The organism is Microbispora sp. CSR-4, from assembly GCF_008033685.1.
In the GTDB taxonomy this organism is placed as follows: Bacteria; Actinomycetota; Actinomycetes; order Streptosporangiales; family Streptosporangiaceae; genus Microbispora.
On the sequence record NZ_VJVX01000028.1, the window covers coordinates 91,998 to 104,534 of the forward strand.

The 12,537-nt window shown below is 69.5% G+C and carries 10 protein-coding genes; 4 read left to right on the forward strand and 6 right to left on the reverse strand.

The window, feature by feature from the left end; all coding sequences use genetic code 11:
* Nucleotides 1-11 precede the first annotated feature (11 nt).
* A complete protein-coding gene (locus FLV34_RS21365) occupies nucleotides 12-1,337 on the reverse strand; it encodes an ABC transporter substrate-binding protein (RefSeq protein WP_142647177.1) in 1,326 nt (441 codons plus the stop codon).
* Between the two features lie 2 nt (nucleotides 1,338-1,339).
* A complete protein-coding gene (locus FLV34_RS21370; protein WP_142647176.1) occupies nucleotides 1,340-2,602 on the reverse strand; it encodes an ABC transporter substrate-binding protein in 1,263 nt (420 codons plus the stop codon).
* A gap of 136 nt (nucleotides 2,603-2,738) precedes the next feature.
* Here FLV34_RS21370 and FLV34_RS21375 point away from each other — a divergent pair, with 136 nt between their 5' ends.
* The 3 genes from FLV34_RS21375 to FLV34_RS21385 all read left to right on the forward strand — a co-directional run bounded on the left by FLV34_RS21375 (nucleotide 2,739) and on the right by FLV34_RS21385 (nucleotide 6,581).
* Nucleotides 2,739-3,245, forward strand: a complete 507-nt coding sequence (locus FLV34_RS21375; RefSeq protein ID WP_142647175.1) for a PadR family transcriptional regulator — start codon at nucleotides 2,739-2,741, stop codon at nucleotides 3,243-3,245.
* Between the two features lie 227 nt (nucleotides 3,246-3,472).
* A complete protein-coding gene (locus FLV34_RS21380) occupies nucleotides 3,473-4,222 on the forward strand; it encodes an ABC transporter ATP-binding protein (RefSeq protein ID WP_142647174.1) in 750 nt (249 codons plus the stop codon).
* An 85-nt stretch (nucleotides 4,223-4,307) separates the two neighbouring features.
* The gene (locus FLV34_RS21385) at nucleotides 4,308-6,581 is read left to right on the forward strand and encodes an FtsX-like permease family protein (RefSeq protein WP_147943876.1); all 2,274 of its coding nucleotides are present in this window, start codon (nucleotides 4,308-4,310) and stop codon (nucleotides 6,579-6,581) included.
* Nucleotides 6,582-6,749: 168 nt separating this feature from the next.
* Here the strand turns inward: FLV34_RS21385 and FLV34_RS21390 are convergent, their stop codons facing one another.
* The 3 genes from FLV34_RS21390 to FLV34_RS21400 form a co-directional block, all read right to left on the reverse strand.
* Complete coding sequence (locus FLV34_RS21390; RefSeq protein WP_147943877.1) at nucleotides 6,750-7,331, reverse strand: superoxide dismutase family protein; 582 nt, start codon at nucleotides 7,329-7,331, stop codon at nucleotides 6,750-6,752.
* A 169-nt stretch (nucleotides 7,332-7,500) separates the two neighbouring features.
* A complete protein-coding gene (treS, locus tag FLV34_RS21395) occupies nucleotides 7,501-9,231 on the reverse strand; it encodes a maltose alpha-D-glucosyltransferase (protein ID WP_142647171.1) in 1,731 nt (576 codons plus the stop codon).
* Between the two features lie 217 nt (nucleotides 9,232-9,448).
* Complete coding sequence (locus FLV34_RS21400) at nucleotides 9,449-11,128, reverse strand: asparagine synthetase B family protein (protein WP_147943878.1); 1,680 nt, start codon at nucleotides 11,126-11,128, stop codon at nucleotides 9,449-9,451.
* A gap of 459 nt (nucleotides 11,129-11,587) precedes the next feature.
* On the opposite strand from FLV34_RS21400, the gene FLV34_RS21405 reads away from it, so the two are divergent.
* The gene (locus tag FLV34_RS21405; protein ID WP_147943879.1) at nucleotides 11,588-12,100 is read left to right on the forward strand and encodes a hypothetical protein; all 513 of its coding nucleotides are present in this window, start codon (nucleotides 11,588-11,590) and stop codon (nucleotides 12,098-12,100) included.
* A gap of 110 nt (nucleotides 12,101-12,210) precedes the next feature.
* Here the strand turns inward: FLV34_RS21405 and FLV34_RS21410 are convergent.
* A partial coding sequence (locus FLV34_RS21410) for a DUF4143 domain-containing protein (protein WP_187280686.1) occupies nucleotides 12,211-12,537 on the reverse strand: 327 nt, incomplete at its 5' end.

Below are 12,537 nucleotides of genomic sequence, written 5' to 3' on the forward strand. Positions count from 1 at the left end.
CCGTACTTCCTTTACTTGAAGGCCTTGGCGGCGTCCGCCTCGAGCTTCTCCTGTGCGCCCTTCACGTCGGAGGGGTTGCGGAGGAAGTCCTGCAGGTCCTTCCACTCGCCCTTGCCGTCGGTGCCGCCGAAGGCGCTGGGGGCGAGGTCGGACATGTCATACCGCACCGACTCGCCGGCCGAGATGATCGTCTGGGCGAGCTGCTTGGTCAGCTCGTCGGGGTAGTTGTCGGGGGAGACGTTGCGGTTGGGGGACAGGTAGCCGGGCTGCTTGGCCCAGACCTCGCCGCCCTCCTTGGACGCGAGATACTCCACCAGCGCCTGCGCGCCCTTGTTGTCCTTCATCACGACCGCGACGTCACCGCCGAGGACGACCGGAGCGGTGTCGCCGGCCTTCGGGAACGGCATGATGTTGGCTTCCTCGCCGACCTTGGCGCCCGACTGGCCGAGGGAGGCGGCGACGAAGTCGGCCTCGATGACCATCGCGGCCTTCTTCTGGGCGTACACCTGGGTGACGCAGGTCGGGAAGTCGGTCTGCAGCGCACCGGACGAGCCGCCGAGCATGAACTCCTTCTTGCCGAAGATCTGCGCCATCTTCTCAAGGGCGGTCGCGACCGTGGCGTCGGTCCACGGGATCTCGTGCTTGGCGAGCTTGTCGTAGTTCTCCGGGCCCGCGGTGGACAGGTAGACGTTCTCGAACAGGTCGGTCAGCGTCCAGCCGGAGGCGGCGCACAGCGCGAACGGCGGGACGCCGGAGTCGGACAGCGTCTGGGCGTTCTTGATCAGGTCGTCCCAGGTGGACGCGGGCTGCGCGCCGGCGTCGTCGAAGGCCGACTGGCGATACCAGACGAGCGACTTGTGCGCGGCCTTGACGAGCACGCCGTACACCTGGCCCTTGGCGGAGCCGAGCTCCTTCCAGTAGGGGGTGTAGTTCTGGTCGATCTGCGCCTGCACCTCGGGGGCCAGCGGCTTGAGCGCGTTCTCGTCGGCGTACTGCTGCACCAGGCCCGGCTGCGGCAGGATCGCGACGTCCGGAGGGTTGCCGCCCTGGATGCGGGGGCCGAGGTAGGCGCCGGTGTCCTCACCGGTGGACGCGTAGGTGACCGTGGCGCCGGTCTTCTCCTCGAACGCCTTGAGCACCTTCTCGAAGTTGGCCTGCTCGTCGCCGGTCCACTTGGCGGCGACCTCGACCTTCACACCCTCCAGGGGCTTGGCCGCGGCGCTGTCGGCGGCCGGGGCGCTGCCCGAGGCGGCGGGCTCGCTGCCGGAGTCGCTGCCGCACGCGGCCGCGGCGGCGAGAGCGAGGCACGCGACCATGATGGGGGGAAGTTTCCGCATATCTATCCTCCGAACTGGATGACCTCGCCGAGTCCCTGTTTCAGGTCGGCGACGGTCTCGTCTACGGGTTTTGCGAGGGTGAGCGCGCCGGAGACGGCGCTGGAGATCAGCAGGCTGATCTGGTTGTAGTCGGCGGTGACCGGCCTCGGCCGGGCCGAGACGATCGCCTCCTTGAGCGCGGGCAGATAGGGGAACCGCCTGATGAGCTCCGGGTCGTCGTACAGCTCCGCCCACACCGGCGGGAACGAGCCCTCGGTGAGCACGAGCCGCTCGTTGTCGAGGCCGGTGAAGTAGCGGATGAAGTCGAGCGCCGACTTCTGCCGCTTCGAGAAGGCGCTGATGGCGAGGTTGTAGCCGCCCAGTGAGCTCGACCCCGGCCCGTTCAGGCCGGGCAGCCGGGCCACCGAGAACTTCCCGGCCAGCTTCGAGTGGGCGGCCGGTCCGTACGCGTGGGGCCAGTTGCGGGCGAACAGCAGCCGCCCCTCCTGGAAGGCGAGCCGCGACTCCTCTTCCTTGTACGTCAGCGCCTCGCGGGGGATCCACCCCTCCTTGATTCCGCCGACGAGGAAGTCGAGCGCGGCTCGTGCGCTGCCGAGGTCCATCGTGACCTTGCGGGCGTCCGGGCTGAGGATCGACCCGCCCGCCGACTGGACGGCCTCGGCGAAGTTGACGGTCAGCCCCTCGTACGGCAGGAACTGCCCGGCATATCCACCGATGTGATACTTCGCGCTCAGGCGGGAGGCCTGGTCGCGCAGCTCCGCCCAGGTCTTGGGCGGCTTCAGGTGCTCCTTTTTCAGGATGTCGGACCGGTAGTAGAGCAGGCCGGCGTTGCTGGTGTAGGGCGCGGCCCACAGCCTGTCCCGGTAGATGGCGGTGTCGGCGACGCCCTTGAGCAGCTTGTCCAGGGGGAACAGGCTGCGGTCGAGCGGTACGATCCAGCCGGCGTCGGCGAACTCCGCCGTCCACATCACGTCGAGCGCGAGCACGTCGTAGACGTCGTTGTGCGCCTGCAGGTTGGCCACCATCTGTGCGCGCTGCTCGTCGGCCGCCTCGGGCAGTTCGAGCAGCGACACCGGCTCGTCCGGGTGCGTCTGGTTCCACCGGTCCAGCAGCGGGCGGAGGTAGGCGGTGGTGTCCCTGCCGATCGCCAGTGTGATCGGCCCGGTGCCGTCGCTGCCCACCGTCGACTGGGCGCCGGTGTCGGCGAGCCCTGCGCAGCCGGCCGCCAGGAAGACGGCCAGGGCGGCGAGAGCTCGGCGAACCATGTGGCCTCCGTATGAAAAGCCGGTTACATACGTGTTAGGTAAGTGCATGCATGTTATGCATAGCGATAATGTGAGCGTCAACGGATGAGCTCGTAACGCTCCGATAACTGCTCGATACGGCTGGGGGGGTGGGCGCGTGCGGCAGTCGCTGCTGGCGCTCCTTGCGAAGGAACCTGCCCACGGATACGAGCTGAAACAGGCGCTCGAAACGATCTTCGGAGGCGCCTACCCGTCGCCCAACATCGGCCAGATCTACGTGACCCTGGGCCGGCTGGAGAAGGACGGGCATGTCCGGTCGGTCGACGTCGAGCAGGCCAACCGGCCGAACAAGAAGGTCTACTACATCACCGCCAGCGGCAGGGAAGCACTGGAGAACTGGGTCGAGGAGCCCACCGAGGGCCCCCGGGTGCGTGACGAGTTCTTCATGAAGCTCGTGCTGGCTCCCATGACCGGGCTCTCCGACCGCATGGCGTTGGTGAACCGGCAGCGACGGCACTACCTTTCGCTCATGCGAGATCTCCGCGAGCTGGCCGAGCGCACCGATCCGGCCAACCGCGTCGCGCTGCTGCTCATCGAGGGAGCCATGCTCCACCTGCAGGCCGACCTCGACTGGCTCGAACGCTGCCAGGAGGAACTGCCATGAGCGAGCGGAGCGAGCGAATCGATAGGCACAGGGCGTTTCGCGAATGCGACCCCGAGCGGTCAGGCGAGGGGGCGGCATGAGCGAGCGGAGCGAGCGAATCGATAGGCGCAGGGCGTTTCGCGAATGCGACCCCGAGCGGTCAGGCGAGGGGGCGGCATGAGCGAGCGAACCGACAGGCGCAGCGCCCTGGACTTATGTGGCCCCAAGCCGCACGGCGAGGAGGCGGAATGAGTGCCGAGGCGCCCGTCGTACGGGCCGTCAACCTGGTGAAGATCTACCAGACCGGCGGGCTGCCGGTGCACGCCGTACGCGGGGTCGATCTGACCGTCGAGGCGGGAGAGTTCGTCGCGGTCATGGGCCCGTCCGGGTCGGGCAAGTCCACCTTGATCCATATGATCGGCGGCCTGGACACGAGAACGAGCGGCGAGATCTGGCTGGACGGCAGCCGGGCCGACACGCTCTCCGAGAGCGGGTGGGCGGTGCTGCGCCGGCAGAAGATCGGCTTCGTCTTCCAGTTCTTCAACCTGGTCGCGAACATGACCGTGGCCGACAACGTCGAGCTGCCCGCGCTGCTGGGCGGCGTCTCGCCCCGGCAGGCCAGGGAACGGCGCGAGTATCTCCTCGGCGAGCTCGGCCTGGCCGACCGCGCCGGGGCGTCGCCGGCGCAGCTCAGCGGTGGCGAGCAGCAGCGGGTCGCGCTGGCCCGCGCGCTCGCGAACCAGCCCCGGCTGCTGCTGGCCGACGAGCCGACCGGCAACCTCGACAGCCGCAACACCCGCGACGTGCTGCGCCTGCTCGGCCAGGTGCACGGGCAGGGCCAGACGATCGTGCTGGTCACCCATGACGCGCGGGTGGCGAGCATGGCCGACCGCGTCGTCAGCCTGCTGGACGGCCAGATCGTCGACGACGGCGCGATCCCGAAGTCGCGCCGGCGCCCTCTGGGAGCGGCCGGCGACGTCGTGGAGCTGCGCAGTTGAATCCGTCCCCCCGCCATGCCTTCCCGGTGACCCCTCCGCAGAGCCCGAAGAGCCGGCAGTGCCCGGCTCGGCGCGAGGGGGCCGCGTGATCACGACGAGGACCGCGGAGCTGCGCTGGATCCGCGCGGACCTGCGGGCGCGCCGGGGCCAGGCGGCGCTCACGGTCCTCGCGGTGGCGGGGATCGTCACCGCGCTGATCATCGCCGCCACGCTGCTCGAGGACGGCACCAATCCCTGGCGCGGCCTGTTCCAGCGCAGCAACAGCGCGCACATCTGGATCCACAGCAAGGACGTGCCCGACGTGTCCGCGCTGCGCCAGTTGAAGGGCGTGACCGACATCGCCGGGCCCTACCGCAGCGCGCCCGCCACGCTGGTCGCGCATGGCCGCCGGGTGCCGATCACGCTGCAGGAGACGCCGGCGGCCTTCCCCGCCGTGGCCCGCCCGCTCCTGCGCGAGGGCCGCTGGCTCGACGTACGCACCCCGAACGCCGTGGTCGTCGAGCGGTCGTTCGCCCGCGCTCTCGGCCTGCGGCCGGGCAGCCCGTTCACCGTCACCGGACTGAACGGTGCGACCCACACGCTGACCGTCGCCGGGCTGGCGGAAAGCGGCGACCAGGGGTTCTATCCGGAGTGGACCCCGGGCCTGGCCTGGACGCTCGCGCAGACGCTGAACGTGGTCGAGCCCGCCCCCGGCCGCACCGAGACCGTGACCGGGCTCCGCCTCGCCGACCCCGCCACCACCGATCTCGTCGTCCAGCGGGCCGTCTTCACGATGCGCAACCAGGTGCAGCGGGTGACGACCTGGCGCGAGGTGCGGGCCTCCATGGAGCTCGACAACCGGCTGCTCGGCCTGCTGCTCGCGCTGTTCGGCGTCGCGGGCCTGGTCGCCGCCGCGCTGGCGCTCGCCAACGCCGCCGGAGGCCGGGTGCTGATGCAGTTGCGCGACATCGCCACGCTCAAGTCGCTCGGGTTCACTCGCGGCCAGGTGGTGCGGATGCTCGTCATCGAGCACGGCACGCTCGGCTTGCTCGGCATCGCCGCCGGTGCGCTCGTCGCCCGGCTGATCACGACGTACGCCATGGGGGAGTCGGTCGCCGTCCCGTTGTCGGCCGGACCGCTGTCCGCGATCCTCGTGGGGACGTCGCTGACGGTGCTGGCCGCGGTGCTGATCCCGGCCTGGCGCGGCGGGCGCACCCCGCCGATCCCGGCCGCCCCGGCGGCGCCGCCGCGCGGGCACCTGTCGCGGCTGGCCCGGGTCGCCCTGCTCGTACGGCTGCCGCCCGCGCTCGTCCTCGGCGCGAGGGACGCCTTCACCCGCAGGACGCCCGCCGCGCTCACGCTGTGCGGCATCGCCATCCCGATGATGATGATCACGATCGGGCTCGGTTGCTGGACGACCCTGGACGACTTCATCCGCCACCCGGAGAGCGTGGGCCAGGCGGCGGCCCTGACCGTACGGCCGGCCGAGCTGACCGCCGAGGAGGCGCGCCAGCGCGCGATGGCCGACCCGGACGTGGTCGCGGCCTATCCGGGCGCCGAGCTCGACGCGCTCGTCCCCTGGCAGACCAGGACCGTGCGGACCAGGGCGCTCGGCCTGTCCTCCGACCCCTACCCCTTCCCCGTCGTCGAGGGCCGGATGTTCGCCGACCGGGGCGAGGCGGTCGCCGGGCAGGGCCTGCTCGACCTCCTCGGCGTGCAGATCGGCGACCGGGTCCGCGTGACGATCGGCGGCACGCCGCTCATCGTCCGGATCGTGGGCCGCGTTGTCGAGCCGGAGCAGGACGGCGAGGTGCTGTCGCTGGGGTTGGACAGCCTGGCGGCCAAGGACGCGGAGCCGCCCCAGTTCTACGCACTCGTGCTGCGACCCGGCGCCGACGCGGCCCAGGTGAGGGCACGCCTGCAGGGGCAGGGGCTTGAGGTGGCCCAGGCCGTGAACCCGGCCGACCGGCTCGCGGTCATCCGGGTGATCATCATCGCGCTGGTCGCCGTGCTGGCCCTGATCGGGCTGGCCAGCCTGTTGACGGCGAGCGCGCTCGGGCTGCGCGACCACGTCCTCGACCTGGCCGTGCTCAAGGCGATGGGGCTGACCCCACGCCAGGTGATGGCCACGCTGGTGACCGCCACCGGCCTGCCCGCGGCGGTGGGGGTCGTGCTGGGGGCCGCGGCTGGGGCGTTCTGGTCACGGTGGCTGATCGACCTGGAGGGCCGCGGCAGCGGCGTCGGCGCCGGCATCGGCCGCGCCCCCACGCCCGGCATGCTCGCGGCCGCCCTGCTCATCGCGATCGGCGCGGCGTTGCTGGTGGCGCTGATCCCCGCCAGGCGGGCGGCGCGGGCGCAGGTGCCCGTCACCGCCCGCTGAAGGACCGGCGAACTCGCCCCGGACGTCCGCCGGTCTTCCCCGCCCCCCCGGCTGCCCGGCCATTCCTGATGACGCCGCGCACCGCTGCTGAAACGCCGTTCAGCCGCTCCCGAAAGGCCACTCGATCCCGCCTCGGAACGTCGCTCGGTCCTCTTGAGGACGCGCCGGTCAGTCTCTCCTGAACACGCCGCAGGCGATCCGGCCGCCCGAGTCGCCGGCCTTGAGTGTCTCGGCGTCGGGCCCTGAACGGCTGTAGCGGCCGGGGATGTTCGCGTGGTTGTCCGGTTTGGCATGGATGATGATCGAGCTGCCGTCGCCGCTCAGCAGGTCCTCCACCGTGAACCGGTCGGTGACGTACGAGGCCTGCCCGACGCCGTCGCCGCGGACCAGGAGATCGGGCAGGTCACCCGCGTGCCCGGGATGGGAGCCCGAGCCGAGATGCGAGCCCGCGCTGGAGAAGGGGCTGCCGGTCGCCGGGTCCTTCGCGTTCGGGTCGCAGACGGCCTTGTCGTGGATGTGCATGCCGTGGAACCCGGGCGGCAGGGCCGTGACCCTGATCTTCACCTCGGTCCCGCCGTTCTCGTCGTTCTCCACCTGGACCGTCCCGACGTTCTGCCCCTGCGCGTTCGTGAGAGTCGCGGTGGCGTCGACGTCGCGCGGCACCATCGGCGCCTGTGCCGTGGCGGCCCCGGAGACGGCCGCGCCCGCGACCACCGCGGCGACCAGGGACAGGTAGGTGTGCCGGAGCATGAGGCTCCCCCTCTCGCCGATGCGAGAAATCCGCCCGTTCACGTCACGGTAGGCACATCGGGCGAAAGGGGTGGGCCAAGGCGGCGTCAAGTCTGCCGTGAACACGACGACGCCCCGTCCAAGGCCCGTGGAAGGGCCCGGGACGGGGCTCTTTGCCACGCCGGCCGGATCAGGACCTGCGCAGGGACAGCCAGTAGAAGCCGTAGCCCGGCAGCGTGAGCAGGTACGGCAGCTCGCCGACCGTCGGGAAGGGGACGCCGCCCCGGCACTCGACGGGCGTCACCCCGGCGAAGCGCCGCAGGTCGAGCTCGACCGGCTGGGCGAAGCGCGACAGGTTGTTGACGCACAGGACCACGTCGTCGCCCTCCTCCCGCAGGAAGGTCAGCACGCTCGGGTTCGGCGACCACAGCTCGGTGTAGCTGCCGGTGCCGAAGATCGGATGCTCCCGCCTGATCTGCAGCATCCGCCGGGTGAAGTGGAGCAGCGACGACTCGCTCTTGGTCTGCGCCTCGACGTTGACCGACTGGTAGCCGTACACGGGGTCCATGACCACCGGCAGGTAGAGCCGGCCGGGGTCGGCCTCGGAGAACCCGGCGTTGCGGTCCGGGGTCCACTGCATCGGCGTACGGACCGAGTCACGGTCCTCCAGCCAGATGTTGTCGCCCATGCCGATCTCGTCGCCGTAGTACATGACCGGCGAGCCCGGCATGCTGAGCAGCAGCGCGGTGAACAGCTCGATCTGGTCCCTGTCGTTCTCCAGCAGGGGCGCCAGGCGCCGCCGGATGCCGAGGTAGGCGCGCATGCGCGGGTCCTTGGCGTACTCCTTGTGCATGTAGTCGCGCTCTTCCTCCGTCACGGTCTCGAGCGTCAGCTCGTCGTGGTTGCGGAGGAAGATGCCCCACTGGGCGCTTTCCGGCAGCTTGGGGGTACGCGACATGATCTCGGAGATCGGCTCGCGGCTCTGCCGGCGTACGGCCATGAAGATGCGCGGCATCAGCGGGAAGTGGAAGGCCATGTGGCACTCGTCGCCGCCCGTGGTGGGGTCGCCGAAGTATTCGACGACGTCCTCCGGCCAGCCGTTGGCCTCGGCGAGCAGCACCCGGTCGGGGTAGAGCCGGTCGACCTCGGCGCGGACCTTCTTGAGGTAGGCGTGCGTCTCCGGCAGCCCGGCGCAGGAGGTGCCCTCGCGCTCGAACAGGTAGGGCACCGCGTCCAGCCGGAACCCGTCCACACCGAGGTCGAGCCAGAAGCGGATGACCTCCATCATCGCGTTCTGGACGTCCGGGTTGTCGTAGTTCAGGTCGGGCTGGTGGTGGAAGAACCGGTGCCAGTAGTACTGCTTGCGCACCGGGTCGTACGTCCAGTTCGACTCCTCGGAGCCGACGAAGACGATGGGGACGCCCGAGTATTTGTTCGGGTCGTCCGACCAGACGTAGAAGTCTCCGTACGGGCCGTCCGGGTCGCTGCGGGACGCCTGGAACCAGGGGTGCTGGTCGCTGGTGTGGTTCATCACGAGGTCGGTGATGACCCGCAGGCCGCGCTCGTGCGCGGCCTCGATCAGCTTCACGAAGTCGCCGAGGTCGCCGAACTCCGGAAGGATCTTGAGGTAGTCCGAGATGTCATAGCCGCCGTCCTTGAGCGGGGACTGGTACAGCGGCAGCAGCCAGAGGCAGTCGACCCCGAGCCACTTGAGGTAGTCGAGCTTCTCGATCAGCCCGCGCAGGTCGCCGGTGCCGTCGCCGTTGGAGTCCTTGAAGCCGCGGACCAGTACCTCGTAGAAGACCGCGCGCTTGTACCAGCGGGGGTCCTGTGAGGTGAAGTCGGTGATCTCCGGGAGATCGCCGGTGGTGGCGCCGAATGACCCGGAAGCCGAGTCAGGGCAGGGCGCAGCAGCGTTCATCTGGTTCTCGCTTGAGGAAGGAGGAGCGTGTTGTCAGGTCACACCCGAGCTTTTGAAGCTCTCGCCATGATGTTTGGCTCTATTTGACCAAAACTACCACCAGAAGTGGTCTGACCGAAAAGGCTGACGCCGGTTTGACATGCAGTTTTTACCTGTTTCCAGGTGATCACGCAGAGCTACCGCACAGCCGCGCTCCACAACTGTGCGGACTGCCGGCCTACGCTGCGGACCAGGGCGGAGTGAGGTCGCCGAGCACGTCCTCGTAGTCGGCCAGCCACGCCCCGAACGCCACCAGCGCCCGCAGCCAGAACCGCGAGTTCCACGACCCGAAGGCGGTCAGCGCGTCCGGCCCGCCGGCGATCGCGTCCAGCATCTGGGGCGACATCAGCCCGGGGATCTGCGCGGCCCTGACCAGCATCCGGTGGTTCCACTCGCGGGCGACCGGCCCGTTCGAGCGCAGCGGCACCCGGCGGTTCGGCAGCAGCGGGGTGTTGGTCGAGGGCAGCGCCGCCACCCGAGGGTTGGCGGCCCGCAGGACCTCCCGGTAGAACTTCCCGCCCTCCTTGCGGACGACCGGCACCGACAACGCCGCGTCGAAGAACTCCGGGTGCAGGAACGGGAAGACCGGGGTCGCCTCGGGGCCGACGAGGTTGATCGGCGACCGGGCGATGCCGCGCACGGTCCGGGTGTGCAGCACGCTCAGCGGCAGCTCGGCCCGGTGCCCGTGCAGCATGGAGGTCGCCCGGGTGAACGCCGTACGGACCCGGTCGTCCATCCACGCGGCGGCGGCCTCGCCGAGCACCGGGATGTGGGCGTCGCCGGTCGACAGCGCCTTCAACAGCGCATCGCGGCGGGACGCGCCCGTCCCCGCGCCGACGGCGTCCGCCGTGATGAGGAAGTTCTTCATCAGCGGGCCGCCCGCCAGGCCGTCCACCAGCGCCCGGCCCGCGCCGTGCACCTCGCGGGCGAAGGGGGAGTACCACGCGTGGTGGCTGGTGAGGAACTCCAGGCGCCGGGCCGCCCACAGCGCCTCCTGCGGATAGGCGGCCGGGTCCTGCGGCATGATCCGGTGGGGGACGCCCAGCTCACGGGTGATGTAGCGGGCGAAGTCGATGTCGTTGTCCAGCCCGTCGTCGGGGCTGGTGGTCCACGACTCGATGTCCATCTTCCTGGCCACCGCCACGCTGGCCAGGAGCCGCGAGTCATACCCGCCGCTCACCGGCACCAGCACCCGCTCGTACGGCTTGAGCGCATCGTGCAGCAGCGCGACCAGGTCGCCGCCGGTCACGCCCCGGTCGACCGGCTCCTCCCGCACCCAGCGCGGGGCCCGCCGGTCCACCCTCAGCCTGCGCTCGCGACGCGACCAGGTCAGCGCGGTCGCGCCGGGCAGGCGCCGGATCTGGCGGTAGGGCGTGTCCTCGAGGAGCGGATAGGTGAGCATGAGGATCGCCGCCCATGCCTCCCAGTTCACCTCGTACGGCCGCCGGGCCAGCGCGAGCAGCGGCTCGATCAGCGAGGAGAAGTAGACGGCGTCGCCGTCCTGGAGGTAGTAGACGTCGATCAGGCCGAGACCGCCCGTGTGCAGGCTCACCGCGTCGGGCTCGTCCACCAGGCCCGGGGTCTCGTAGGTCTCCGCGACCCGCAGCCAGGCGTTCGCCCGGGGCTCGCCCCCGGTCTCGGGCTGCCGGCCGCCCCACGCGTACGCGGTCGTCCGGGCTCCCGTGGCGTACGGCGCCAGGGGGGCCGACGTGAGCAGCGCGGCCTCCGGCGCGGAGTGCACGGCCTGCACGGCCGGCCCCGACCGTGCCAGCAGGTCGAGCGTCGCCTGCTCGGAGGGCCCGATGGCCCCGCAGACGTACGGCCTGGCCTGGAATCGCGGCCACTCACCCTTGCGCACGGTTTGCCCTCCCTTGAACCCCAGCCGAGTCTACGGACCTCGGGGCCGGCAGGGGGACCGGAGCCAGCCCCTGCGGCAGGCGAGGTCGCGGTCAGATAGCGGGCCGTCACAAAAGCTGTTGCGGGAGGTGTTTTTACCTGATGACCCCGACGGAAGTTCTTTTTATTTCTTGCGGGGGCGGTCATCATCGCGCTCCGTGGTGACGGAGTGTGTAATTCCGCATGCGAGCGCGTATCTGAACAAAATATAGACGCGTCCCTTGATCTTTGGCTCGGCGGTGTTATACGTTTCTGCACGTTTGCCAATCTTTGCCTGCAAAATTTTGTTTTGCGGGGCTGCTCCATCGTGCTTCGAGTGTGACGACGATGTTGCGTAGAGAGGGCGTTCTCCCCGCTCACGCGAGTGTGTCTGGAGTGTGACGAGCCATGCGGCGCAGCCGTGGCGTGAGGAGATGGAGGCATGGCAGTGGCCGGCAGGCGGCTGAGAAAGGCTCTGCTCCTGTTTATGATTCCCCTTGCGCTGCTGATCCTCGCGGCGCTATTGGTGAATCTTGTCGCATCCTCTTGGGCTGGCAGGCCACTCATTGTGGACGAGAGGGCGGTGCGCCAAGTTCAGGGGATCGGGCGGCAGATGGGGGAGGCGGCGGCGCAGCGTACGCAATCCGACTACATGATCTCGAGGAGGTATCTTTTCCTGGCTGTCGATGGGATGAACATGTCAGATGCTCTAGAGCGTCGCGCCGATCTCTTGGTCTCTCGGGGTTGGAAAGTGGAGAATGACCGGACTCCTGATGCGATTCATCTCGAGTCGGATGAATTAGAGGCTTATCTGACCCTGTCGCCTCTCGATGCTTACCTGGCACAAGTAGGTTTCGATGACTACAGGGTGAAGGAGGTCGCCACTCGTGTCCGGAAGCAGTCGGGACCGTCGGCGACGATACTCGTCGCTGTGTTGGAGCACACGTGGCCCTGAGTGATGGTCATGGGGCCATCATGGACGGTTCGTAGGTGGCTCGGCGTGGTCTATCCGGGCGGCTGTTCTCAAATATCGGGCAAAACGTTGTTGTGGCGTTCTATCCAGCCTCAAACCTGCCACAGGGCGCTGACGGGCATGGCGCGCAGACGGGGGCCGAAGGGGAGGGTCTGGGTGCCGGTGTAAAGGACGATCCCCGCCACGAAGTCGTCGCCCAGGCGGTCGGCGAGGTGGCGCAGGCCGCGGAAGTCGTCGGCGCGGACCGTGGAGGAGGCCTTGACCTCGACGCCGACGACGCGGCCCTGCCGGTTTTCCAGCACCGCGTCGACCTCGACCTTGTCCTTGGTCCGGTAGTGGAAGAGCTCCACCCGCTCGTCCGACCAGGTGAGCTGCCGGGCGAGCTCCATAAGACGAAGCCCTCCAGCAGCGGTCCGAAC

Bases quoted from the DNA above. Each gene is read 5' to 3' on its own strand.
- FLV34_RS21405 (WP_147943879.1), top strand. From the start codon at position 11,588: ATGGCAGTGGCCGGCAGGCGGCTGAGAAAGGCTCTGCTCCTGTTTATG.
- FLV34_RS21390 (WP_147943877.1), bottom strand. From the start codon at position 7,331: ATGCTCCGGCACACCTACCTGTCCCTGGTCGCCGCGGTGGTCGCGGGC.
- FLV34_RS21370 (WP_142647176.1), bottom strand. From the start codon at position 2,602: ATGGTTCGCCGAGCTCTCGCCGCCCTGGCCGTCTTCCTGGCGGCCGGC.
- FLV34_RS21365 (WP_142647177.1), bottom strand. From the start codon at position 1,337: ATGCGGAAACTTCCCCCCATCATGGTCGCGTGCCTCGCTCTCGCCGCC.
- FLV34_RS21380 (WP_142647174.1), top strand. From the start codon at position 3,473: ATGAGTGCCGAGGCGCCCGTCGTACGGGCCGTCAACCTGGTGAAGATC.
- treS (WP_142647171.1), bottom strand. From the start codon at position 9,231: ATGAACGCTGCTGCGCCCTGCCCTGACTCGGCTTCCGGGTCATTCGGC.